The sequence below is a fragment of the Nocardioides islandensis genome (assembly GCF_015352455.1).
GTDB lineage: Bacteria > Actinomycetota > Actinomycetes > Propionibacteriales > Nocardioidaceae > Nocardioides > Nocardioides islandensis.
Genome location: NZ_JADKPN010000003.1, coordinates 126,405 through 149,753 on the forward strand (window position 1 = coordinate 126,405; position 23,349 = coordinate 149,753).

The following is a 23,349-nucleotide window of genomic DNA, read 5'->3' on the forward strand; positions in this document are numbered from 1 at the left end:
CGTGCACCTCACGCGGCTCCGACGGGCCGCCGCGCCCCCCCTCTTGTGGGGCGCCGCGCCGCCCGTCGGACCGCTCTCGTCCGGCCCGGCGGCCGCCTCCGCCTGTCCGGGTACGTCGGGCGTCACCGTCGTCGTCGAGTTCAAGCAGCTCGGCCGCGGCAGCGCCCAGTCGTGTGTCGCCGACGGCGGCGGCCACACCGCCGACCGGCTGCTCCGTGACGCGGGGTACGCGCTCGACTTCGTGCAGCGGTTCCCGGGCTTCGTCTGCCGCATCGACGGACTGCCCGCCGACGACCCGTGCGTGAACACCCCACCCTCCGACGCGTACTGGGGCCTCTGGTGGTCCGACGGCACCACCGGGAAGTGGACCTACTCCTCGCTCGGCGCGGGGTCGCTCTCCGTGCCCGCGGGTGGGTACGTCGCGATGGTCTGGGACGGCTCGGCCGCCAGCGTCGCACCAGCGGCCAGCCCCACCGTGCACCCGACGCCCACCCCCACGCCGACTCCCACCAAGAAGCCGACGCCCACCCCGACGGCGAGCCCGACCTCCGCGTCGGTCACTCCCACCGGGACCGCGGCGCCGACCGGGACGCCGTCCACGAAGCCGACCAGGAAGCCGACGACGAAGCCGTCGGCCACGAGGACGTCGGAGCCGTCCGGGACGGCGACCCCGACACCGACCCCGACACCGAGCCCGTCGGCGACCCCGAGCGACCCGCCGGCCGCGGACGGCACTGGCGGCACCTCCGACGACGGGGGTGGGCTGCCCGGCTGGGTGCCACCCGTCCTCGTCGCCGTCATGCTCGCGGCCGCGGGCGCGGTGGCCGTCGTACGGCGGCGGTCGTGACGACCACCTGGCTGCCGCGCGACCTGCACCCGGTCGCCTGGTGGTGCTGGGCGATCGGCCTGGCCGTCGTCGCGTCGTTCACCACCAACCCCTGGGTGCTCCTGCTCGTCGTGGCGACCTGCGCGCTGGTCGTCGCGGCGCGGCGCGGGGACCAGCCCTGGGCGCGGTCGTTCCGGCTGTACGCCGTGCTGGCCGCGGTCATCGTCGTCGTCCGGGTGCTGTTCCGGGTCCTGTTCGGGGGCGGGGACTTCGGGACCGTCCTCGTCGACCTGCCCGAGGTACCGCTGCCGCACTGGGCGCTCGGCCTCCACCTGCTCGGACCGCTGACGCGCGAGTCGCTGCTGTTCGCTGTCTACGACGGGCTGCGGCTCGGCACCATCGTGCTCTGCGTCGGCGCGGCCAACAGCCTGGCCAACCCGAAGCGGCTGCTGCGGTCGATGCCGGCCGCGCTGTACGAGGTGGGCACCGCCCTCGTCGTGGCCGTCACCGTGCTGCCCCAGCTCGCCGACAGCCTGCGCCGGGTCCGGTCCGCCCAGCGGCTGCGAGGCGGCGACACCCGACGTGTCGCTCGGCTGCGCCGGCTGCTCGTCCCGGTCCTCGAGGACGCGCTCGAGCGCTCCCTGGCCCTCGCCGCGGGCATGGACACCCGCGGGTACGGTCGGACGGCCGGCCTGACCGCCGGACGTCGTCGCCTCACCGGCGCGCTGATGCTGGTCGGGCTCTGCGGCCTGTGCGTCGGCACGTACGCCGTGCTCGACCGCACCGCACCCCGCTTCCTCGCCCTGCCCATGGTCGGCGTCGGCGTGGTGGCCGCGTTCCTCGGCCTGGTCGGGGCCGGAGGTCGCGTGGGTCGCAGCCGCTACCGGCCCGACCCGTGGCTGCTGCCCGAGTGGCTGGTGCTCGGCAGCGGCGTCGCGGCCGCCACCCTCGCGGTGGTGGCGAGCCACGAGGAGGTGCTGGCGGCGTACCCGTCCCTCACGGCCTGGCCCGCCCTCTCGCTGACCCACCTGGTCGCCGTCGGCCTGGCGGTCGTGGGCGGGCTGGCGTCACCCGCCCCCGCCGAACCCGCGGTGGTGGCCGCATGATCGAGCTGCGCGACATCGGCATGGCCTACGGCGAGCGTCGTGTCCTCGACGGCGTCAACCTGGCCGTCGGCGAGGGCGAGCTGGTGCTGGTCACCGGCCGGACCGGTTCGGGCAAGTCCACGCTCCTGGGGGTGCTCACCGGCCTGGTGCCGCGGTTCTCCGGCGGCGTCCTCACCGGCGACGTGCTCCTGGACGGGTCCAGCATCGTGCGGACGCCGCCGCGGGAGCGGGCGCACCACATCGGGTACGTCGGCCAGGACCCGGCCGCCGGCTTCGTCACCGACACCGTCGAGGAGGAGCTGGCCTACGGGATGGAGCAGCTCGGCCTGCCGGCCGACACCATGCGCCGGCGCGTCGAGGAGACCCTCGACCTGCTGGGGATCGCCGACCTGCGCTCGCGCGACCTGCGCCGGCTGAGCGGGGGAGAGCAGCAGCGCGTCGCGCTCGGGTCGGTGCTGACCATGCACCCGCGGATCCTGGTCCTGGACGAGCCGACCTCGGCCCTCGACCCCACCGCCGCCGAGGACGTGCTGGCCACGCTGACCCGGCTGGTGCACGACCTCGGCGTGTCGGTGGTGCTGGCCGAGCACCGGCTGGAACGGGTCGTGCCGTTCGCGGACACGCTCGTCGTGATGTCCGGGGACGGCGCGCTGCGGACCGGGTCGCCCGCCGACCTGCTCGCCGACTCGCCCGTAGCCCCTCCGCTGGTCGAGCTCGGCCGCGCCGCCGGCTGGCAGCCGCTCCCGCTCACGGTCCGGGACGCGCGCCGCCTGGCCAACGGCCTGCGCGACCGGCTCGGCGTACCTCCCACCGACGCCGCCGAGCCGCCGGCCACCGGCGGCCTCGAGGCGCGGGCCGTCACCGTCACCCACGGCTCCAAGCTCGCCGTGCACGACGTCTCCCTGGCGCTGCGCCCGGGCACGGTCACCGCGCTGATGGGCCGCAACGGCTCGGGGAAGTCGACGCTGCTCTGGGCGCTGCAGGGGTCCGGCCGGCGCCGTGGCGGGACGGTGAGCGTCGACGGCCGCGACCCGGCGTCCCTCGACGACGAGGCGCGCCGTACGACGGTCGGCCTGGTTCCCCAGAACGCTGCCGACCTGCTGTACCTCGAGACCGTCGACCAGGAGCTCACCGCCAGCGGCGCGACGCCCGCCGACCTGGCCCGCCTCGTGCCGGGCATCGACGGCGACACCCACCCGCGCGACCTCTCCGAGGGCCAGCGCCTCGCGCTGGCGCTGACCGTCGTGCTCGCCGGCGCACCGCCGGTCCTCCTGCTCGACGAGCCGACCCGGGGCCTGGACTACGCCGCCAAGCACGCGCTCGCGGTGACGCTCCGCTCGATGGCCGCCGACGGGCGCGCCGTCCTCATCGCCACCCACGACGTCGAGTTCGTGGCCCAGGTCGCCGACCACGTCGTCGTGCTCGCCGAGGGCGAGGTCGTCTCGTCCGGTCCGGTACGCCGGGTCGTCGCCGAGTCGCCCGCCTTCGCGCCCCAGGTCACCAAGGTGCTCGGCGCCCCGTGGCTGCGCGTCGACGAGGTGGTCGCGCGCCTGTGAACACCGCCGTTGGGCAGAAACGCCACCACCCCAGCCGGAGATCCTGGCGTTTGGGACCAAACGCCAGCATCCCGCTGACCCGCCGGTCGGCCGCGGTCCTCGGCGTCGCGTCGGTCGCGGGGCTGGTGATGCTGTGCTGGCCGCTGCTGGTCCGGGTGCCCGAGGGGGAGCGGCTGAGCCCGCCGTTCCTGTTCCTGGCGCTGCTGCCGCTGGTGATCGCGGTGGTGCTGGCCGAGGTGTCCGAAGGCGGGCTGGACCCGCGCGTGCTGGCGATCCTCGGCGTGCTGAGCGCGTGCAACGCCGTGCTCCGCGGCCTGTCGGCGGGCACGGCCGGCGTGGAGCTGGTCTTCTTCCTGCTGATCCTCGGCGGGCGGGTGTTCGGGCCGGGGTTCGGGTTCGTGCTGGGCTGCACGTCGCTGTTCGCCTCGGCGCTGGTCACCGCCGGAGTCGGGCCGTGGCTGCCGTACCAGATGCTCGTCTCCGCCTGGGTCGGCATGGGCGCGGGGTTCCTGCCGCGGCGGGTCACCGGGCGGGCCGAGATCGTGATGCTGGCGGCGTACGGCGTGGTGGCGGCGTACCTCTTCGGCCTGCTGATGAACCTCTCCGGCTGGCCGTTCGTGCTCGGCATCGCCATCCCCGGCCACGAGGGCTCCCTGGACTTCGTGGCCGGCGCTCCGCTGGTCGAGAACCTCCACCGGTTCGCGGTCTACACGCTGCTCACCTCGACGGGCAGCTTCGACACCGGCCGGGCGATCACCACCGCCGTGGCCATCGCAGCGCTCGGCCCGGCGGTCCTCACCACGTTGCGTCGTGCGAGCCGCCGGGCCGTGGTGCTCGATGCTGGTCGAGCCGTGAGGCCGGCCACGGCCGAGCGTGTCGAGACCCGGTGAGCTTGCGGGGTCTCGACACGGGCCGCCCGGCTCGCCCGCCATGACCACCCTGACGACCGCTACAGGTGCCAGCTGATCCGGAAGCTGCCGACGGCGGTCTTCACGCCGGCGACCGCGATCCGGTACGTCTGGCCCTTCTGGACCGCGACGGTCACCCGGCTGCTCCTGCCCCTGCCGTGGTTGTCATCGGCGGTGACCAGGTGCAGCTTCTTCATCCGCGAGCCGGTGTAGACGCCGAGCAGGGTGTCGAACTTCGAGCCGGACAGGTCGACGGTCAGCCGGCCGGCCCGATGGGCGCGGTACTCGTACCAGACCGTCCGTCCGGACCGCTGGCCCGCGATCTTCCTGGGCTCCTTGCGCTCCTTGCTCGCGCCGACGGTGGAGCTGCCCTGCCTGCCGTGCTTGCCGGACAGGCTCGTCGCGCCTTTCAGGTCGTCGTTCGCCGGGGCGTAGGTGTAGCCCAGCGACACCGCGCCCTGGCTCGCGCCTGCACCTGCGTTGAGGCCGTCGACGGCGATCCGGTACGTCACCCCGCGCCTCACGGTCGCGACCAGCGCGCTGGTGGGGTCGGTGGGTGAGGCGTTGTCGTTGCCGGCGACCTCCGTCGCCGCCGCGACCGACGAGCCCCGGTAGACGCCGAGCAGCGTGTCGAACGTCGACCCGGACGTGGAGAGCCGCAGGGCGCCCGTGGCCGGGGCGGTGAACGACCACCACACCGAAGCGCCGCCGGCGTTGCCCGCGACGGCCGGCTCGCCGGTCTCCTTGGTCGCGCCGTTGTTGCCACCGGTCACCTGACCGCGCGGCGCCGCGAGGGGGGTCGCCGAGCCGAACGCGTCGTTGGCCAGCGGCACGAAGAAGTTGGCGCTCTGCGGGTCCGCGCAGCCGCCGTTGACGTGCATCCCGACGCCCGACGGCGCGCCCGAGTAGAGCACGGCGGACGGCGAGGTCCCGTCGTTGAAGTCGACGTGGCCACTCGAGCCGGGGAACACGTCACCGGGACCGCCGGGGTAGGGGTAGGTGTCCATGCTCGTGCTGCCGTCGGCCTCGACCACGTCGAGCAGCCGGTGCACGTCGTCGGCGTTGGCCTTGTTCGAGCGCCGCACGCTCTCGTCCACGTGGTAGACGATCACGCCGCACGCCGGCAGCCCCGCGTCGTACCCCACGAGCTGGCGGTTCTCGACCAGGTAGTACTCGCCGGTGCCCTTGTGGGACTCGAACTTCCAGTCCACGCCCTTCGGGTTGGCGAGGAGCCGGTACGCCGTGGGGCTGGTCGCCGACGCCGGCAAGGGGGCGTTGTCCACCTGGCCCTCGATCGGAACGGGCGTGATCCAGCCCTGGTAGGACTTGGAGAACGCGTCCAGGCCGGCCGGCGTCGTGCCGTGGGCGGCAGTGCCGACGTAGTTCCAGCTCCCGCCGGACATCAGGCTCCACCGCGAGATGCCCGCGCTGCTGTAGTCGATGTCGTAGAGGTCGGGGAAGCCGAGGTCGTGGCCCATCTCGTGGGCCATGATCCCCATCGTCGACATGTGGCCGGGGGAGTCGAAGCCGGCGCACATGTACTCGCCGAACATCGTGCCGCCGGCGCGGTTGACGACGGTCCCGTCGACGCGCGGGGCCGCGGCGTAGAGGCCTCCTTGGTGTCCCCACACGCTGTTGCCGCAGGTGTCGAGGTCGCCGCCGTACGACGTCTCGTACCCGGCCACGATGACCGTGACGTGCAGCTCGGAGGGGCTGAGCACGCCGTTGTGGTCGCCGTCGAAGGACCCGTAGTCGACGTAGGGGTTCGCGGCCTTGATGGCGTCGACGGCGAGCTTGACCTCAGCCGGGTTGCTGAAGTCGTCCTTGAAGTCCGGGTGGTCGTAGGGCAGCTGGAGCCAGCCGACCACGCCGTTGTTCGCGACGCCGCCGGACTCGGCGGCCGGCGTGAGCGCCAGCTTCCCGAAGCTGTTCTGGGTGTAGTAGCCGGACACGCCGGAGGGTCCGAAGAACGCCTGTGACCACTGGTCCTCGGTGGTGCCCAGGCTCGGCTGGTCGGCGAAGGACACCAGGATCACCAGGCCGGGCTGCGTGCCGGTGCCGGTGCCGGGCGACCGCTCGACGAGCGCCGGGGTCGCCGTGCGGGCGACGACCTGGCGGCGGACGCCGCGAGCGGCCGCAGGAGGCGACGCCTTGCCCACCTCGAGCGAGGAGGCCACGGCGCGGCCGGTGGGGCCGACCCGGACGACGTACCGCCAGACGCCGGCGGCGTCCTTGGTGACGGCGTACCCGCCCCTCGTCTGGTAGCCGCCGGTCTGCGAGTCGCCCCACGCGCGGACGGTGACGACGGTGCCGTCGGGCTGGGTGACCCGGTGCGGGAAGGGGTCGACCGGCACGCCCGGGTTGCGCGGCGCGGCCGTGCTCGGCAGCGCGCTCAGCGGCGTGTCCGTGGAGACCTGCACGACCGCGGGTGCCGAGGCGCTCGTGCCGCTCGCCGCCGGGAGGGCCGCGGTGCCGCCGGCGGTGACCCCGAGGGCCAGGCCCCCGGCCAGGGCGCCCCCGAGACCACGCAGGGTGCTGCGATGCATGTGTTCCCCCTCGAGAAGAGACAAGAGTGACCGGCCGCGACGGTGCGACGGCCGGACGTGCTGACGTCCTACCCCGCCGCGCCCGGACCTAACCCGCGAGCTCCTCCAGGAACCCGAGGAGCAGGCTGTGGACCTCGTCGGGCCGCTCCATCTGCACGAAGTGGCTGGCGCGCAGCTCGACGTACGTCGCGTCCTCGAGGCGGTCGGCGGCCGAGCGCATGTCGCGCGCCCCGGCCAGCACGTCGTACGTCGCCGCGACCAGCATCACGGGCACGGTGACGCGGCTGAGCGAGACGCGGGCGTGCTCGGAGGTGCGCAGGGCGAGGTGGAAGTACCACTCGACGGGGATCGACAGGAACTCGCGGACCGCGCGCGCCGTGAGGTCGTTGTCGGGCGTCGGCAGCATGAACCCCGAGTGGGTCAGCACCGCGATCGCGCGGCCGCCCACCGGGAGCCGGGTGGTGACGGGGCTGAGGACGCGGCCGGTGGCCCGGAGCACCCGCGAGAGGCCGACGGTGATGCCGCGCGCGAGGGCGTGGGGCAGGCGCAGCGGGCCGAGCATGGTCGCGAAGGTGTCACCCGGGACGCCGGCCACGCCGAAGATGCCGCTGACGCGCTCGGGGTGCCGCAGGGCCATCTCGAAGGCGGTGTTGACGCCCATCGACCAGCCCATCAGGACCGCCCGGTCGACGCCGAAGTGGTCCATCACCGACAGGGCGTCCTCGACGAACTCCTCGATGCCCACGCGTCCGGGGTCGCCGGGCCGGTCCGAGCCGCCGGTGCCGCGGTGGTTCCAGGAGACGACCCGGACGCCGCAGTCGGCGTGCAGCAGGGCGGGCCAGGTCCAGGGGCTGGTGCCGAGGCCGTTGCACAGCACGACCGTCGGGCCGTCGATCCGGCCCGTCGGGTCGTTGGTCCAGGCGCGCAGGCGGGTCCCGTCGTCGCTGAGGATGTGGTGGAACCCCACCACCGACTCCGCGGGCCTGGTGCTGGTTCCTCGCGCGGCCGAGTCCGGGGTGGGTGTGGTCATGCGGCCGATTGTCCGCGCCGCGGGGCTCAGTCCGGCGCGGGCTCGCCGAGCGTGTCGGTGCCTCGCGTGGCGCCGACACTGGCCACCATCACCGCGCCCACGGCGACCCACTGCACGGGCGTCAGGAACTCCTGGAGCACCACGATCCCGGCCAGCGCGGCGGCGGCCGGCTCCAGGCTCATCAGGATGCTGAAGACATCCGGCCTGATGGTGCGCAGTGCCATCAGCTCGGCGGAGTACGGGACGACCGAGCTGAGCAGCCCGACCGCGGCCCCGAGCAGCAGGATCTGCGGGTCGACCAGGTCGCTGCCGCCGGACGGGACCGCGGCGGGCGTCAGCATCACGGTGGCCACCACGCTGGCCATCGCCAGGCCGTCGAGCCCGGCCCAGCGGCGCCCGGTCTGGGCGCTGAGCAGGATGTACGCCGCCCAGGCGCCACCCGCGGCCAGCGCGAAGGCCACGCCCGCCAGGTCCAGCTCGGTCTTCTCGAGGCCCAAGAGGGCGACGCCGACGGCCGCCAGCCCGACCCACGCCAGGTCGCGGGCGCGTCGCGACATGACCACGGCGAGCACGAGCGGTCCGGCGAACTCGAACGTCACCGCCAGCCCCAGCGGGATCCGTGCGAACGCCTGGTAGATCGACCAGTTCATCGCTCCCAGCGTCACGCCGAAGGCCACCACCGTCAGCCAGTCGGCGCGGCTGCGGCCGCGGAGTGCCGGTCGGGCCCACGCGAGCAACACCACCGAGCTGGTCGCCAGCCGCAGCCAGACCATCGCCGTCGGCTCGACCTGGCCGAACAGGTGCTTGGCGACGGCCGCGCCGAGCTGCACCGAGGCGATCCCCGCGAGCACCAGCCAGACCGGGGAGATCGGGCGGCGGGTCACGTCGGCGAGCCTAGGGAGTCGTCGGCGCGGGACGTGGCGAGGGCCGGTCCCGCGGTACGGGACCGGCCCTCAGGTCACGCGAGGGTCAGGCGCAGCCGAAGAAGACGGTCGAGCCGCTGCGCTTGCTGCCGCCGCTGACGGTCCAGACGGCGACGCCGTTGCAGGCTGCGAGGAGGCCGGAGTCCGGGACACCGTTGCCGGCGCCGGCCGGGTAGTCGCACTGCCAGTTGGCGTTCGGGTCGCCGGAGAAGGCGCCGGTGACCCGGGCGCACGCGGACTGCTGCGCGGTCGTGCTGCCCGCGGCGGCGACGTAGAACGTCGTGCTCGCCTGGGCGGAGCCGCCGTCCGACAGCTGGTACGTCGCGGAGAACGTGTAGCTGCCCGAGGCGAGACCGCTGACGGTGGCGCCGTACGTCGCGCCGCTGCGGGTCGAGGTCACCAGCGCGCAGCCGGCGTTGGCACCGCCGACGGTGCAGGTGACGCTCGTGACGTCGGAGGCCGTGCGGTTCACCTGGGTCTGCAGGTTCGCGGTGCTGCCGCTGACGGTCGCGCTGGCCGAGGCCGTCGCGGTCGTCGGGACCTTTCCGCCCCTCGCCGCGACGCTCGGTCCGGCGAGTGCCAGGACGACGAGGCCGATGACGGCGACTGGGACGGCAAGCAGCATCCCCCGGGAACGACGGTGGTCCATGGTGTGCCCTTTCTGATGACGACCCCGTGACGGTCCCCGTACACCGGCCCTACCCCGTGTTCGTGCGAGGTAAACCCGGGCGACGGCAGAAGCTGCCGTGGGACCGCCTCGTCGCGCTCAGGCTAGGGGCGCCGCCGCGGTCCCGCGGCGGAACGGCGTGCCCCTCCGGGATGGTCTGGTCGGGTTCTTTCCCCGGCAGCGGGCCGCCACCGATGGATCGGCGTCGGTGGCCGGGTCTACCCTCCGAGAACCGTCCGACGGGAGGAGATCCAGGTGGCCGGCAACGGTGGAGCGAGCAGCACGATCGTCATGGTGGGCACCCGCAAGGGGCTGTGGATCGGCAGGTCCGACGCGGCCCGCCAGGAGTGGGAGTTCGACGGCCCCCACTTCGACATGGAGGAGGTCTACTCCTGCCTGGTCGACAAGCGCGGGGAGCGACCGCGGCTGCTCACGGGGGCCAGCTCCAGCTGGCTGGGGCCGCAGGTGTGGCGTTCCGACGACCTCGGCGCGAGCTGGCAGGAGACGCCGAACGGCGCGATCCGCTTCCCCGAGGGCACGGAGGAGACGTTGGCCCGCGTCTGGCAGCTCACCCCGGGCGCAGAGGAGGGAGTCGTGTACGCCGGCACCGAGCCGGGCGCCGTCTGGCGCTCCACCGACCGCGGCGAGACGTTCACCCTCGAGCAGGCCCTGTGGGACCACCCCGAGCGGCCCGAGTGGGGCGCCGGGTTCGGGGGCCAGGCCTTCCACACGATCCTGCCGCACCCCACGGACCCGCGGTCGGTGACCGCGGCCATCTCGACCGGCGGGGTCTACCAGACCACGGACGGCGGTGCCTCGTGGCACGCCCGCAACCAGGGCATCCGGGCGGAGTTCCTGCCCGAGGGCCAGCAGTACCCCGACTTCGGCCAGTGCGTCCACAAGGTGACGCGGCACCCGGCGCGGCCCGAGCGGCTCTACCTCCAGAACCACGGCGGCGTCTACCGCTCCGACGACGAGGGTGGGATCTGGAAGTCCATCGCCGACGGCCTGCCCGCCGACTTCGGGTTCCCCATCGTCGTCCACCCGCACGAGCCCGACACGGTCTACGTCTTCCCGCTCGACGGCGGCGCCGGGCGCTATCCGCCCGGGGGCAAGGCCCGGGTGTGGCGCTCGCGCGACGCTGGGGAGACCTGGGAGGAGCTGAGCGCGGGGTTGCCGGAGGCGTTCTTCGTCGGGGTGATGCGCGACGCGATGACCGCCGACGACCACGAGAGCGCCGGCATCTACGTCGGCACCCGCAACGGCGCCGTCTGGGCCTCGGCCGACTCGGGTGAGACCTGGCGGCAGATCGTCGCCGACCTGCCCGACGTGATGGTGGTCCGCGCGGCTTCGCTGTAGACAGGCCCCCATGGGACGCCCGTTCACCATCACGCGCAGCACCAGCATCGCCGCCAACGCGGAGGTGATCCACGGCCTGGTCGACGACTTCCACCGGTGGTCCTCGTGGTCACCCTGGGAGGACCTCGACCCGGCCATGCAGCGCTCCTACTCCGGCCCCGAGCGGGGCGTCGGCGCGCGCTACGCCTGGAAGGGCAACCGCAAGGCCGGCGAGGGGAGCATGGAGATCACCGGCCTCGCTCCGGATGCGGTCGACATCGAGCTGCGCTTCCTCCGGCCCTGGAACGCCACCAACCAGGTGCGGCTCCAGCTGGCGCCCACGACGACCGGCACCGAGGTCTCCTGGACCATGCGCGGCGAGCACGTCGGCCTGATGGGGCTCCTCAGCCGGGTGATGCCCCTGGACAAGATGGTCGGCAAGGACTTCGAGAAGGGGCTGACCCGGCTCAAGGCCGTCGCCGAGCAGGCCCGCTGACCGATGGCCGTCGACCCCGTCGCGGCGTCCCTCGCGGCGGCCTCCGCGGCGCTGGGCCGTCCGGTCCACGACCTCGGTGGGCTCGGCGGCAGCGACCGGTCCAACGTGCACCGGGTCACCGACGGCGCGGACACCTACGTGGTGAAGGGCTACGGCGGGGGCAGCGTCGCCTCGTGGGCCCGGGAGTCCGTCGGCCTCGGCGTCGCGGGCGAGCTCGGCGTGGCGCCCCGGCTGCTGGCCACGGCGCCGGACCCGCCCCTGGTCGTGATGGAGGACCTCGGCTCCGCCCCCGACGTCGCCCAGCACCTGCTGGCCGACGACCCGCGTGCGGCCGACGACGCGCTCGTCGCGTGGGCGCGGACGCTCGGCCTCCTGCACGCGCGCACCCACGCCGACCGCGAGGCCACCCGGCGGGCCTTTTCCCGGGCCGAGGCCTCCGTCGCCGGCCGGGGTCCCACGGACCGGTTCACCCTCGGCGTCCAGGGCAGCCTCGACGACGCGAACCGCGGCTGGGCCACGAACGCCGAGGAGCTCGCCATCCCCGACCCGCCGGACGTGGGGGTGCTCGCCGAGTCGCTCGCCGACCCGGACCACCACGCGCTGAGCCCGTCGGACACCTGTCCGGACAACAACATGCTCCTCGCCGACGGCTGCCGGCTCATCGACTTCGAGTGGGCCGAGGTGCGGCACCCGGCGTGGGACGCGGCGTACCTCTCCGTCCCCTGGCCGACCTGCTGGTGCTCGTGGCGGATCCCCGACGACTCGGCCGACCGCGCGATGGACGCCTACCGCGAGGAGGCGGCGCGGGGCATCCCGTACGTCGGCGCCGACGCCTTCCTCGACGATGTGTTTGTCGACCCGCCCGGTTGAGGCCACGGCCGACTCGCGTCTCTGCTCGTCGATGGGTTTCGAGACGCGTCACACAGTCCCTCGCAAGCTCGGCCCTGCGTCGACGCTCCTCAACCTGCCCGCCTGATCCTGGTCCTCGCAAGCTCGGTCCAGGGGCGTTCAGATCTCGCGCTGCCGCTCGCCCCGGCGTACCGCTGACTCCCGCTACTAGGCTCGCGGCATGCCCGACAACTCATCTGGGATCGACATGAAGCCCCGCTCCCGCGACGTCACCGACGGTCTGGAGAAGACCGCGGCGCGCGGCATGTTGCGGGCGGTCGGGATGGGCGACGAGGACTTCGCCAAGCCGCAGATCGGGGTCGCGTCGTCGTGGAACGAGATCACGCCCTGCAACCTGTCGCTGGACCGGCTGGCCAAGGCCGTGAAGAACGGCGTGCACGCGGCCGGCGGGTACCCGCTGGAGTTCGGCACCATCTCGGTCTCCGACGGCATCGCCATGGGCCACGAGGGCATGCACTTCTCGCTGGTCTCCCGCGAGGTGATCGCCGACTCCGTCGAGACGGTGATGATGGCCGAGCGGCTCGACGGCTCCGTGCTGCTCGCCGGCTGCGACAAGTCCCTGCCCGGCATGCTCATGGCGGCCGCGCGGCTCGACCTCGCGAGTGTCTTCCTGTACGCCGGGTCGATCATGCCCGGCCAGGTCGACGGCCGCGACGTGACGATCATCGACGCCTTCGAGGCCGTGGGCGCCTGTCTCGCCGGCAAGATCACCCGCGAGGAGGTCGACCGCATCGAGCGGGCGATCTGCCCGGGCGAGGGTGCGTGCGGCGGCATGTACACGGCCAACACCATGGCCGCCGTCGGCGAGGCGCTCGGCATGTCGCTGCCGGGGTCGGCCGCGCCGCCGGCCGTCGACCGCCGCCGCGACGGGTTCGCCCACCGCTCGGGCCAGGCCGTCGTGGAGATGCTGCGCCAGGGGATCACCGCGCGGCAGGTGATGACGCGCGAGGCGTTCGAGAACGCCATCGCCGTCGTGATGGCCCTCGGCGGCTCGACGAACGCCGTCCTCCACCTGCTGGCGATCGCCCGCGAGGCCGACGTGGACCTCCAGCTCGACGACTTCAACCGGATCGGCGACAAGGTCCCGCACCTCGGTGACCTCAAGCCCTTCGGCCGCTACGTGATGAACGACGTCGACAAGGTCGGCGGCATCCCGGTCGTGATGCGGGCGCTGCTCGACGCCGGGCTCATGCACGGCGACGTGCTCACCGTGACCGGCAAGACGATGGCCGAGAACCTCGCCGACCTCACCCCGCCCGACCTGGACGACGACGTCATCCGGAGCCTGGACCGGCCGATCCACCGCACCGGCGGCATCACCATCCTCACCGGCTCGCTCGCGCCGGAGGGCGCGGTGGTGAAGAGCGCCGGCTTCGACGACGACGTGTTCCGCGGCACCGCGCGGGTCTTCGACCGCGAGCGGCAGGCGCTCGACGCGCTCGCCGCCGGCCAGATCCAGCACGGCGACGTGGTGGTGATCCGCTACGAGGGTCCGAAGGGTGGCCCGGGCATGCGCGAGATGCTGGCGATCACCGGCGCCATCAAGGGTGCGGGTCTCGGCAAGGACGTGCTGCTGGTGACCGACGGCCGGTTCTCCGGCGGTACGACGGGGCTCTGCGTCGGGCACATCGCGCCGGAGGCCGTGGACGGTGGACCCATCGCGTTCGTCCGCGACGGCGACGCGATCACGCTCGACGTGAAGAACCGGACCCTTGATGTTGCGACCCCCGACGGTGCTGATGACTGGGAGGACCGCCGCGTCGGATGGGCGCCGCTGCCGCCCGTCTACACCCGCGGCGTTCTTGGCAAGTACGTGCAGCTCGTGCAGTCCGCGGCGCACGGCGCGGTGTGCGGCTGACGCACGATCCAGGCGTGGGATGACGAGCGGAGGGACGCTGGTCTGGATAACCAGTCCACCTGGTCAATCCGAGTCAAATGTCCGGCGTTCAGCGGCCATCCACGCGTGCGGAGGCCTAGCGTCGCGCTAGCGGCCTTCGCCCCCCGAGGCCGCGACATCTCCCCCCGGAGCGCCCCCCATGACGATCGAAGCCGTACTTCCCCGTGCCACCTTCCGTCCGACCACCGTGGGTGACGCCGCGTCCCGGTACCGCGGCGCCGTCGACGAGGTCATCGACCTCGACGGCCTCTCCGTCGGCCACATCCTGGTAGCCCCGATCGCGGGCCTCCCCGGCGGCTGGACGGTCGTCGACCTGTTCGTGCGGCCGGCCCACCGTGGCCGCGGCGCCGGCACCGCCGCCCTGCTGCGCTGGGTCGGCATCGCCCACGAGCAGGGTGGCCCCCTGTCGATCACCCGTCCCGCGGACGACCCGCACCGCGACTACTTCCTGCGCCTCGGCTTCCGGATGATCCCGGCCATCGGCTCCCGCGAGGTGCGGTACGTGAACGACCAGGAACCCGCCTGGTGAGGACCTCCATCCCCGTCACCCACCCGCCGCGGGTCGACCGAGGCGTGGTCGCCACGCTCATCCGCCCGCAGGACCGGCTCGTCGTCGGCGTCCTCGCCGGGCCCGGCAGCCGCCTGGCCGATGGCGTCCGTGCCGGCCTCGCCGGCTCGCCGGACCTGTCCGCCGAGGTCCGGCCGCTGGTCCGCTCGGTCACCGTCGAGGCGCCGTACCGCGGCGCAGCGGTCGACGCCGCCCGGATGCTCGAGGACGGCGTCCGCGTCATCGTCGCCGACCTGCCGACACGGGTGCTGCGCCGCCTCGGTCCGCTGTGCCGCCAGTACGGCGCGGCGCTGGTCGCCGTGAGCACGGGCAGCCTCGAGGTCCCCGACCCGCTCGACGGCGTCGTGCACGTGTCCGAGCAGCGCTGGGACGCGGCCTTCGAGCTCGGCGACTGGTCGGCCCGGCACCTGGAGGCCAGGCTGTTCCAGGTCATCGCCGCACCCGAGGCCGAGTTCGACGTGGTCGACGCGCTCGCGCGGGGCCACCGCGGCGCCGGCGGCGAGGTGGCCGGCTCGGCCACCACCCACGACGGCGCGGCCGGTCCCGCCGGCGACACCGGCGCGGAGGCGGCCGCCCTGGCCGCCCTGGTGGCCGGTGCCGGCACCGTGGCGGTGCACGCGACGGACCGTGCCGGGGACGTCGTCCGCGCCGTGCGCCGTACCTGTGGGGACGTCGCCATCCTGCTCGTCGGTCCCGACGAGGACGCCGTGCGCGAGCTCAGCCGCCGGTTCGGCGCGGTCTACTCGGCGACCACCGCGTCCGCCGCCACCACGGCCACCGACGCCGGGCGCCTGGTCGCCCAGGCCGCCGCCCTCCTCGCCGAGCGGGGCGGGTCGTGGGCGGACCTGACCACGATGCTGGCCGGCGCGACCCTCGAGGGGCAGGCCGGACCGGTCGTCCTCGACCCGCTGACCCACTCCACGCGCGCCCTGGTCGTCGTCCGGCGGACCAGCACGGGTCGCCCGACCGTGGTCGCCCGGCGCGCCTCGATCTGACCCCCAGAGGGTCCGCCTAGCGTGACCGCGTGAGGTACGGGGCCACGGTCGGACTGGCGCTGCTGCTGGCCGCCGGTGCCGGCGCGCTGGCCACCGGACCAGCGGCCGCCCCGGCGCCCGCGACCGGGCGGGCGACGCTCGTCCGGGCCGACACGACGACCGTCGCCGCCCCGTTGCCGGCCGCCCTCGTCCTCGCGCCGGAGGTGCCGGAGCTGCCCGGCGGCGGCACGAAGGTGTTCGGGCACCGCCGGTTTCTCGTCGCCTACTACGGCACGGCGGGCACGGGCGCGCTCGGCGTGCTCGGCGAGACCGCTCCGGACGCGATGCAGCGCCGGCTGTGGCGCGCCGCCCAGCCGTTCAAGCTCCCGGGCGAGCGGGTGCAGCCGGTCTACGAGCTGATCGTCACCGTCGCCGACCCGATCCCCGGTCCGCACGGAGCGTTCAACCACGACATCGCGCGGGAGCGCGTGCAGGAGTACGTCGACGCCGCGCACCGCAACAAGGCCCTGCTGGTGCTCGACATCCAGCCCGGCCGCACGGACTTCCTGACGGTCGTGAAGCGGTGGCGCTGGGCGCTCGAGGACCCGTGGGTCGGCCTGGCCCTCGACCCGGAGTGGCGGATGGGGCCGCGCCAGGTGCCCGGGCGGGTCATCGGCAGCGTCACCGCGGCGGAGGTCAACCGGGTCTCGGACTGGCTGTCCGGGCTGGTCGAGCGCAGGCACCTGCCCGAGAAGCCCCTCCTGCTGCACCAGTTCCGCACCACGATGATCCGCGGGATCGAGCACGTCGCCGACCGGCCCGGGCTGGCCGAGGTGCAACACGCCGACGGGTTCGGCACCCAGGCGCAGAAGCTGGCGACGTACCACACCATCGCCCGTCCGGAGCAGTTCGCCATGGGCTTCAAGCTGTTCTACGACGAGGACGTGCACCGCTTCACGCCCGCCCAGGTGCGGCGGATCCGGCCCGCGGTGCGGTTCGTCAGCTACCAGTAGGTTTGCCGGTTGTGCGGTACCCCGCGTTCTGCGACCACCACGTGCACCTGGGGCTGATCGACGCCTCGGGCCTGGCCGCCTCCGGCGTCGGACGCGTCGTCGACCTCGGCTGGTCCGACGCCGTCCTCGCTCTCGTCGAGGCGGCACCGGTGCCGGCGGCGTACGCCGGCCGGTTCGTGTCGGCGCCCGGCGGCTACCCGTCGGCGAGCCGCTGGGCGCCGCCGCGGTGCACCAGCGAGGTGGCCGAGCCGCGCGACGCCGCCGACGCGGTCGCGCACCAGGTCGCCCTCGGCGCCGGCGTCGTGAAGGTCACGCTCAACCGCGACGCCGGCCCGGTGCCCGACGTACCGACCCTGCGGGCGGTGGTCGACGCCGCCACGGAGGCAGACCTCCCGGTCGTCGCGCACGTGGAGGGCCCGGGCATGGTCGAGCTCGCGCTGGCCGGCCACGTCGGTGCGCTCGCCCACACGCCCTGGACGCACCGGCTGGACGGCGAGGTCGTCGCCGAGGCCGTCGAGGCCGGGCAGGCCTGGGTGAGCACGCTCGACATCCACGGCTACGGCACGCCGAGCGCCGACCAGGACCGGGCCGTCGACAACCTGGCCCGGTTCCACGCGGCCGGTGGACGGGTGCTCTACGGCACCGACCTCGGCAACGGCCCGCTGCCCGAGGCGCTGAACCTGCGCGAGGTCGGGTTGCTGCTCGACGCCGGACTCGGCGACGACGCGGTGCTTCTCGCGCTGACCGACCCGTGGCCGTTCGTGACGGTGACCGCGGCCGTGTCCGCCGGGAGCACGGAGGTGCCGGACGCGCCGGGACCGCTGGTGGAGAGACTGGCCTCGGCACGCGTCGTACCCGAGCCCACGACCGGGGGAGAGTGATGGAGGACCCGCTCGAGGCCTACCGCGACCGCTTCGTCGGCGCGGACACCGACCTCGTCTACTTCGACGGCAACTCGCTCGGCCGGCCGCTGAAGGTGACGGCCGACCGGCTGCGCGACTTCGTGGTCGAGGAGTGGGGCGGCCGGCTGATCCGCGGCTGGGACGAGCGCTGGTTCGACCTCCCGCTGACCCTGGGCGACGAGATCGGCCGCGTCTGCCTGGGCGCGGGCCCGGGGCAGGTGGTGGTCGCGGACTCGACGACGGTGCTGCTCTACAAGCTGATGCGGGCGGCCGTCGCCGCCCGTCCCGGGCGCACCGAGATCGTGATCGACCGCGACAACTTCCCGACCGACCGGTACGTCGCGGACGGTGTGGCCCGCGAGTGCGGGCTGACCCTGCGGTGGGTCGAGGTCGACCGCTCCGCCGGCCTGACGGCCGAGCTGGTGGCCGACGCCGTGTCGGAGCGGACGGCGCTGGTGGTCGCCTCGCACGTCGCCTATCGCTCGGCCTGGCTGGCCGACATGCCGGCCATCACCCGGGTGGCGCACGACGCCGGCGCCCTCGTCCTGTGGGACGAGTGCCACTCCGCCGGCTCGGTGCCGGTGCGGCTGGACGAGGCCGGCGTCGACCTGGCGGTCGGCTGCACCTACAAGTACCTCAACGGCGGGCCGGGCTCGCCCGCCTGGGTGTACGTCGCGGAGCGGCACCTCGACTCGATGACCCAGCCGATCCAGGGCTGGATGGGCAACGTGGACCCGTTCCTGATGGGCCCGACGTACACGCCGACGGCCGGCATCCGCCGCTTCATCTCGGGCACGCCGGCGGTGGTCGGGATGCTGGCCGTCGCGGACATGGTCGCGCTGGTCGACGAGGTGGGCATCGACGCGGTGCGTGCGAAGTCCGTCGGGCTCACCGAGCACGCGATCGCGCTGGCCGACGAGCAGCTGGCCGAGCACGGCGTCACGGTGGCCTCGCCACGCTCGGCCGAGCAGCGCGGCGGGCACGTGACCCTGCACCACCCGGACATGGCGCGGGTCGTCGCCGCCCTCTGGGAGCGCGACGTGATCCCCGACTACCGCGACCCCGGCGGCCTGCGGGTCGGGCTGTCGCCGCTCTCCACGTCGTACGACGAGGTGGACCGCGGGATCGCCGCGGTGCGGGAGCTGCTCGCGTGAGCCCGGTGAACGAGCACGGCCAGCCGGTGGGGGAGCCGCTGGACTGGGAGGCGGCGCCGCGGCCGGTCCCGGTGGTGCTGACGGGTCGGTACGTGACGGTGTCCGGGCTGGAGCACGCCCACGGCGCCGACCTGTACGCCGCGATCTGCTCGGAGGCCGACGACGCCCTCTGGACCTACCGCCCCGCCGAGCGGCCGCAGACACCCGCGGCCATGGACGCGTTCGTCGAGGGCCAGCTGGCGCACCCGACCGACGTGACGTTCACGATCAGCCCGCGTGGCCGCGGCCCCGAGGGGATCGCCACGCTGATGCGCGTCGACGCCCCGAACGGCGTCGTCGAGGTCGGCGGCATCCTCCTCGCGCGGACGCTCCAGCGCACGCCTGCCTCGACCGAGGCGATGTACCTGCTCGCCCACCACGTCTTCGACGCCCTCGGCTACCGCAGGTACGAGTGGAAGTGCGACTCCCTCAACGAGCCGTCGCGGGTGGCCGCGGCGCGGCTCGGTTTCACCTACGAGGGCGGCTTCCGCAACGCCGTCGTCTACAAGGGCCGCAACCGCGACACCGACTGGTTCTCCATCACCGACGCGGAGTGGCCGCGAGTCAGGGGCGCGCACGAGCAGTGGCTGGACCCGGCCAACTTCGACGCCTCCGGCCGGCAGCTCACCTCCCTCTCCGACCTGACGCGCAACCCCGGGTAGCGGTGTGTGAGTGTCGGTTTCCGCGCGACGAAACCGACACCCACTCACCGCCGGTCGGGCTGTCGGCACCCCGTGGCAGGGTGGAGGGATGGCTCGCGACACCACGACCCTGACCCGCACGCAGGTCGCCGACGAGCGGCTGACCGACTGGGAGTGGATGGTCGGCGCGATCGAGGCGAGGTACGACACGGGCGGCTTCGCCGCCGGGCTCGAGCTCGTCAACCGGATCGGCGCGGCCGCCGAGGAGGCCGACCACCATCCCGACCTGACCCTCACCTGGCCGTACGTCCACGTCCGGCTCGTCAGCCACGACGCCGGCGGGGTGACCAGCCGGGACGTCGCCCTGGCGAGGCGGATCAGCGAGATCGCCGCCGGCGTCGGGGCCACGCCGACGCGCGAGAAGCTGACCCGGGTGGAGATCGGCCTCGACACGGCGGACACCCCGGCCGCCACGGAGTTCTGGTCGGCTGTCCTGGGGTACGACGTCGCGGGCCACGAGGCCGTGGTGGATCCCGACGGGCGCCAGGTCGAGCTGTGGTTCCAGGAGTCCGACGCCCGCGACGAGGGGCGCCAGCGCTTCCACGTCGACGTCACGGTCCCGCCGGACCAGGCCCAGGCTCGCATCGACGCGGCGCTCGCGGCCGGCGGCACGATCGTCAGCACCGACCGGGCACCGGCCTTCACGGTGCTCGCCGACCCCGAGGGCAACAAGGTCTGCGTCTGCACCTGGCAGGGGAGGGAGAGCAGCTGATGGACCCGCGGGTCAGCTTCATCTCCCTGGCGATCCCCGACCTCGAGGCCGCCCGGCGCTTCTACGTCGACGGCCTCGGCTGGGAGGCGGTGATGGACGTGCCCGACGACGTCGTGATGATCCAGGTCGGCGAGCACCTCGTCCTGTCGCTGTGGGCCCAGGCGGCGTTCGAGGCCGAGGTCGGCGAGATCCGCCGCGGGCCGGGCCTGGCCCCGATCACCCTGGCCCACAACCTGCCCGACCGCGGCCGGGTCGACGCCGTCCTGGAGGAGGCGCGCGCGGCCGGCGCGTCGTACGTCGAGACGCCGCAGGAGCGGGAGTGGGGTGGGTACACCGGGTACTTCGCCGACCCGGCGGGCTACCGCTGGGAGGTCGCCTGGAACCCCGGCGACATCGGCCGCCTCGTCCTGCCCGACCCGAAGGAGACCCGATGACCACGCTCAAGCCCGCCCAGTTCACCGAGGAGGGGCTCACCGACTGGGTGTGGCTGGTGCGCGGCATCGAGGCGAGGTACGAGACCGGAGGCTTCGCGACCGGCCTCGAGCTCGTCAACCGCATCGGCGCCGCCGCCGAGGAGGCCAACCACCACCCCGACCTCACCCTGACCTGGCCCACCGTGCACGTCAGCCTGTTCAGCCACGACGTCGGCGCCGTCACCGAGCGCGACGTGGGGCTGGCCCGCACCATCAGCGGCATCGCCCGGGACCTCGGCGTCACGCCCACACCCGAGAAGCTGACGAAGCTCGAGTGGGCCCTCGACACCGCCGACAAGCCGGCTGCGGTGAGGTTCTGGGCCGCGGTGCTCGGGTACGACGGGGAGTCGGACCCCAACGAGGTCGCCGACCCCGACGGGCGCGGTGTGACCCTGTGGTTCCAGGGCTCCGACGCCCAGGAGGCCGACCGCCAGCGCTTCCACGTCGACGTCCACGTCGCCCCCGACCAGGCGAAGGGTCGCATCGAGGCGGCGCTGGCCGCCGGTGGCACGCTCGTCAGCGACGCGCACGCACCGTCGTTCACCGTCGTCGCCGACCCCGAGGGCAACAAGGCCTGCGTCTGCACCTGGCAGCCGGCCGACAAGAAGTGACCCAACCGTGAGACGCGCGTCCCGCATCCTGGGACGCATGGAAGACTCGGCTGACGGACGCACGCGCCGACGGCTAGCGTGGTGGCATGCGCACTCTCGTACGCACCCGACGCGAGGACTGAACCCACCGGTCCCGACCTCGCGTCACCCCTCGTTGCCGAGACGGCCGAGGGGTTTTTTCATGTACTGAAACCGCACCACCAGACAGGAAGCCACGGACATGAGCGAGCAGGGGAGCCCAGTCAGCGGTACCGCCACCGGTGCCCGAGTGACCGGTGCACAGAGCTTGATCAAGTCGCTGGAGGCGGCCGGCACCACCGACATCTTCGGCATTCCCGGCGGCGCCATCCTCCCGGCGTACGACCCGCTGATGGACTCCACCATCCGCCACATCCTGGTCCGGCACGAGCAGGGCGCCGGGCACGCGGCGCAGGGCTTCGCCGCCGCCACCGGGCGCGTCGGCGTGTGCATGGCGACCTCGGGCCCGGGCGCGACCAACCTCGTCACGCCGCTCGCGGACGCCCACATGGACTCCGTCCCGATCGTCGCGGTCACCGGCCAGGTCGGCGCGGCCGCCATCGGCACCGACGCCTTCCAGGAGGCCGACATCCGCGGCATCACGATGCCGATCACCAAGCACAACTTCCTGGTCACCGATCCCGACGAGATCCCGCGCGTGGTCGCCGAGGCTTTCTACATCGCCTCCACCGGCCGGCCCGGCCCGGTGCTCGTCGATGTCGCGAAGTCCGCGCTCCAGGCGCAGACGACGTTCGCGTGGCCCGAGGAGCTCGCCCTCCCCGGCTACCGACCGGTGACCAAGCCGCACGCCAAGCAGATCCGCGAGGCCGCGCGGCTGATCCTCGAGGCCCGCCGTCCGGTCCTGTACGTCGGGGGCGGGGTCATCCGGGCCGGCGCCAGCCGCGAGCTGCGGGTGCTCGCCGAGCTGACCGGCATGCCGGTGCTGACCACGCTGATGGCGCGCGGGGCGTTCCCCGACAGCCACCCGCAGCACCTCGGCATGCCCGGCATGCACGGCACCGTCGCCGCGGTCGCCGGGCTCCAGCGCAGCGACCTGATCATCAGCCTGGGCGCCCGGTTCGACGACCGGGTGACCGGCAACCTCGACTCGTTCGCGCCGGGCGCCAAGGTTATCCACGCCGACATCGACCCGGCGGAGATCGGCAAGAACCGGCACGCCGACGTGCCGATCGTCGGCGACTGCCGCGAGGTGATCTCCGACCTGGTGGTCGCGCTGAAGGCGGCCGCCGACGCGGGCCACACCGGCGACTACGAGGCCTGGGTCGACTTCCTGGCCGACATCAAGAAGCGCTACCCGCTGGCCTACGACCAGCCCGACGACGGCACCCTGGCGCCGCAGTACGTCCTGGAGCGGCTCGGGCAGATCGTCGGTCCCGACGCGATCTACGTCGCCGGCGTCGGCCAGCACCAGATGTGGGCGGCGCACTTCGTGGGGTACGAGAAGCCGGGCACCTGGATCAACTCCGGCGGTCTCGGCACCATGGGGTTCTCGGTCCCGGCGGCGATGGGCGCCAAGGTCGGCCGGCCGGACGCGACGGTCTGGTCGATCGACGGCGACGGCTGCTTCCAGATGACCAACCAGGAGCTGGCCACCTGCGCGATCAACGACATCCCGATCAAGGTCGCGATCATCAACAACGAGTCGCTCGGCATGGTGCGGCAGTGGCAGACGCTGTTCTACAACGAGCGGTACTCCAACACCGACCTCCACTCCAAGCGGATCCCGGACTTCGTCAAGCTCGCGGACGCCTACGGCTGCGTCGGTCTCGCGTGCGAGTCGCCCGACCAGGTCGACGCGACCATCGAGAAGGCCATGGCCATCGACGACCAGCCGGTCGTGGTGGACTTCCGCGTGCACCGCGACGCGATGGTGTGGCCGATGGTCGCCGCCGGCACCAGCAACGACGACATCAAGTACGCCCGCGACCTCGCCCCCGAGTTCGACAAGGATGATCTCTAGG

Annotated in this window: 22 protein-coding genes; 18 read left to right on the top strand and 4 right to left on the bottom strand. The window is 73.6% G+C overall.

The features are described from left to right. Nucleotide 1: 1 nt before the first annotated feature. Genes ISU07_RS24435 through ISU07_RS08010 form a run of 4 tightly spaced genes read left to right on the top strand, consistent with a single transcriptional unit; the run spans nt 2 to nt 4,378 of the window. Entirely contained in the window at nt 2–847 is an 846-nt protein-coding gene (locus ISU07_RS24435; RefSeq protein ID WP_267238906.1) for a hypothetical protein, read from the top strand. Next, nucleotides 844–1,932 (top strand): energy-coupling factor transporter transmembrane component T, encoded by a 1,089-nt coding sequence (locus tag ISU07_RS08000; protein WP_194706252.1) that lies wholly within the window; start codon nt 844–846, stop codon nt 1,930–1,932. Before ISU07_RS24435 ends, ISU07_RS08000 begins: the two co-directional genes overlap by 4 nt. Further along, entirely contained in the window at nt 1,929–3,488 is a 1,560-nt protein-coding gene (locus ISU07_RS08005) for an ABC transporter ATP-binding protein (RefSeq protein ID WP_194706253.1), read from the top strand. Before ISU07_RS08000 ends, ISU07_RS08005 begins: the two co-directional genes overlap by 4 nt. Nucleotides 3,489–3,538: 50 nt before the next feature. After that, nucleotides 3,539–4,378 carry an ECF transporter S component gene (locus ISU07_RS08010; protein WP_323742490.1) on the top strand — a complete coding sequence of 280 codons (840 nt, stop codon included), beginning with the start codon at nt 3,539–3,541 and terminating at the stop codon, nt 4,376–4,378. Between the two features lie 59 nt (nt 4,379–4,437). On the opposite strand, the gene ISU07_RS08015 is transcribed toward ISU07_RS08010, so the two are convergent. From ISU07_RS08015 to ISU07_RS08030, 4 genes are all read right to left on the bottom strand, one after another. Further along, nucleotides 4,438–6,942 (bottom strand): M6 family metalloprotease domain-containing protein, encoded by a 2,505-nt coding sequence (locus ISU07_RS08015; RefSeq protein ID WP_194706254.1) that lies wholly within the window; start codon nt 6,940–6,942, stop codon nt 4,438–4,440. An 88-nt stretch (nt 6,943–7,030) separates the two neighbouring features. Then, nucleotides 7,031–7,972, bottom strand: a complete 942-nt coding sequence (locus ISU07_RS08020) for an alpha/beta fold hydrolase (RefSeq protein WP_194706255.1) — start codon at nt 7,970–7,972, stop codon at nt 7,031–7,033. A 26-nt stretch (nt 7,973–7,998) separates the two neighbouring features. Beyond that, entirely contained in the window at nt 7,999–8,856 is an 858-nt protein-coding gene (locus tag ISU07_RS08025; protein WP_323742491.1) for an EamA family transporter, read from the bottom strand. Nucleotides 8,857–8,941: 85 nt separating this feature from the next. Beyond that, nucleotides 8,942–9,544, bottom strand: a complete 603-nt coding sequence (locus tag ISU07_RS08030; RefSeq protein ID WP_194706256.1) for a hypothetical protein — start codon at nt 9,542–9,544, stop codon at nt 8,942–8,944. 309 nt (nt 9,545–9,853) lie between these two features. Between ISU07_RS08030 and ISU07_RS08035 the strand changes: the two genes are divergently transcribed. The 14 genes from ISU07_RS08035 (at nt 9,854) to ISU07_RS08100 (ending at nt 23,348) form a co-directional block, all read left to right on the top strand. Next, entirely contained in the window at nt 9,854–10,921 is a 1,068-nt protein-coding gene (locus ISU07_RS08035) for a WD40/YVTN/BNR-like repeat-containing protein (protein WP_194706418.1), read from the top strand. A 10-nt stretch (nt 10,922–10,931) separates the two neighbouring features. Continuing rightward, complete coding sequence (locus ISU07_RS08040; RefSeq protein ID WP_194706257.1) at nt 10,932–11,396, top strand: SRPBCC family protein; 465 nt, start codon at nt 10,932–10,934, stop codon at nt 11,394–11,396. A gap of 3 nt (nt 11,397–11,399) precedes the next feature. After that, nucleotides 11,400–12,266 (top strand): phosphotransferase, encoded by an 867-nt coding sequence (locus tag ISU07_RS08045; protein ID WP_194706258.1) that lies wholly within the window; start codon nt 11,400–11,402, stop codon nt 12,264–12,266. Nucleotides 12,267–12,465: 199 nt separating this feature from the next. Further along, nucleotides 12,466–14,163, top strand: coding sequence for a dihydroxy-acid dehydratase (ilvD, locus tag ISU07_RS08050; RefSeq protein WP_194706259.1), 1,698 nt, complete (start codon nt 12,466–12,468; stop codon nt 14,161–14,163). A gap of 178 nt (nt 14,164–14,341) precedes the next feature. Beyond that, entirely contained in the window at nt 14,342–14,731 is a 390-nt protein-coding gene (locus ISU07_RS08055) for a GNAT family N-acetyltransferase (protein WP_194706260.1), read from the top strand. Further along, on the top strand, nt 14,728–15,765 hold the full coding sequence (locus tag ISU07_RS08060; RefSeq protein ID WP_194706261.1) for a hypothetical protein: 1,038 nt from the start codon (nt 14,728–14,730) through the stop codon (nt 15,763–15,765). Before ISU07_RS08055 ends, ISU07_RS08060 begins: the two co-directional genes overlap by 4 nt. A 29-nt stretch (nt 15,766–15,794) precedes the next feature. Next, nucleotides 15,795–16,757, top strand: coding sequence for a hypothetical protein (locus ISU07_RS08065; protein WP_194706262.1), 963 nt, complete (start codon nt 15,795–15,797; stop codon nt 16,755–16,757). An 11-nt stretch (nt 16,758–16,768) separates the two neighbouring features. Next, complete coding sequence (locus tag ISU07_RS08070) at nt 16,769–17,638, top strand: amidohydrolase family protein (protein ID WP_194706263.1); 870 nt, start codon at nt 16,769–16,771, stop codon at nt 17,636–17,638. Further along, nucleotides 17,638–18,813, top strand: a complete 1,176-nt coding sequence (locus tag ISU07_RS08075) for a kynureninase (RefSeq protein WP_194706264.1) — start codon at nt 17,638–17,640, stop codon at nt 18,811–18,813. Before ISU07_RS08070 ends, ISU07_RS08075 begins: the two co-directional genes overlap by 1 nt. Then, nucleotides 18,810–19,514 (top strand): GNAT family N-acetyltransferase, encoded by a 705-nt coding sequence (locus ISU07_RS08080; RefSeq protein ID WP_194706265.1) that lies wholly within the window; start codon nt 18,810–18,812, stop codon nt 19,512–19,514. The genes ISU07_RS08075 and ISU07_RS08080 overlap by 4 nt, the downstream gene beginning before the upstream one ends. Nucleotides 19,515–19,602: 88 nt before the next feature. Then, nucleotides 19,603–20,265: a 4a-hydroxytetrahydrobiopterin dehydratase gene (locus ISU07_RS08085; RefSeq protein WP_194706266.1), complete on the top strand. Its 663-nt coding sequence runs from the start codon at nt 19,603–19,605 to the stop codon at nt 20,263–20,265. Then, nucleotides 20,265–20,699, top strand: a complete 435-nt coding sequence (locus ISU07_RS08090) for a VOC family protein (protein ID WP_194706267.1) — start codon at nt 20,265–20,267, stop codon at nt 20,697–20,699. The genes ISU07_RS08085 and ISU07_RS08090 overlap by 1 nt, the downstream gene beginning before the upstream one ends. Continuing rightward, the gene (locus tag ISU07_RS08095; protein WP_194706268.1) at nt 20,696–21,349 is read left to right on the top strand and encodes a VOC family protein; all 654 of its coding nucleotides are present in this window, start codon (nt 20,696–20,698) and stop codon (nt 21,347–21,349) included. Before ISU07_RS08090 ends, ISU07_RS08095 begins: the two co-directional genes overlap by 4 nt. A 220-nt stretch (nt 21,350–21,569) precedes the next feature. Continuing rightward, entirely contained in the window at nt 21,570–23,348 is a 1,779-nt protein-coding gene (locus ISU07_RS08100; RefSeq protein WP_194706269.1) for an acetolactate synthase large subunit, read from the top strand. Nucleotide 23,349 lies beyond the last annotated feature (1 nt).

Excerpts from the sequence above, each read along its gene's own strand:
- ISU07_RS08005 (WP_194706253.1), top strand. The coding sequence starts at position 1,929 with ATGATCGAGCTGCGCGACATCGGCATGGCCTACGGCGAGCGTCGTGTC.
- ISU07_RS08015 (WP_194706254.1), bottom strand. The coding sequence starts at position 6,942 with ATGCATCGCAGCACCCTGCGTGGTCTCGGGGGCGCCCTGGCCGGGGGC.
- ISU07_RS08020 (WP_194706255.1), bottom strand. The coding sequence starts at position 7,972 with ATGACCACACCCACCCCGGACTCGGCCGCGCGAGGAACCAGCACCAGG.
- ISU07_RS08030 (WP_194706256.1), bottom strand. The coding sequence starts at position 9,544 with ATGGACCACCGTCGTTCCCGGGGGATGCTGCTTGCCGTCCCAGTCGCC.
- ISU07_RS08035 (WP_194706418.1), top strand. The coding sequence starts at position 9,854 with ATGGTGGGCACCCGCAAGGGGCTGTGGATCGGCAGGTCCGACGCGGCC.
- ISU07_RS08040 (WP_194706257.1), top strand. The coding sequence starts at position 10,932 with ATGGGACGCCCGTTCACCATCACGCGCAGCACCAGCATCGCCGCCAAC.
- ISU07_RS08045 (WP_194706258.1), top strand. The coding sequence starts at position 11,400 with ATGGCCGTCGACCCCGTCGCGGCGTCCCTCGCGGCGGCCTCCGCGGCG.
- ilvD (WP_194706259.1), top strand. The coding sequence starts at position 12,466 with ATGCCCGACAACTCATCTGGGATCGACATGAAGCCCCGCTCCCGCGAC.
- ISU07_RS08055 (WP_194706260.1), top strand. The coding sequence starts at position 14,342 with ATGACGATCGAAGCCGTACTTCCCCGTGCCACCTTCCGTCCGACCACC.
- ISU07_RS08075 (WP_194706264.1), top strand. The coding sequence starts at position 17,638 with ATGGAGGACCCGCTCGAGGCCTACCGCGACCGCTTCGTCGGCGCGGAC.
- ISU07_RS08085 (WP_194706266.1), top strand. The coding sequence starts at position 19,603 with ATGGCTCGCGACACCACGACCCTGACCCGCACGCAGGTCGCCGACGAG.
- ISU07_RS08090 (WP_194706267.1), top strand. The coding sequence starts at position 20,265 with ATGGACCCGCGGGTCAGCTTCATCTCCCTGGCGATCCCCGACCTCGAG.
- ISU07_RS08095 (WP_194706268.1), top strand. The coding sequence starts at position 20,696 with ATGACCACGCTCAAGCCCGCCCAGTTCACCGAGGAGGGGCTCACCGAC.
- ISU07_RS08100 (WP_194706269.1), top strand. The coding sequence starts at position 21,570 with ATGAGCGAGCAGGGGAGCCCAGTCAGCGGTACCGCCACCGGTGCCCGA.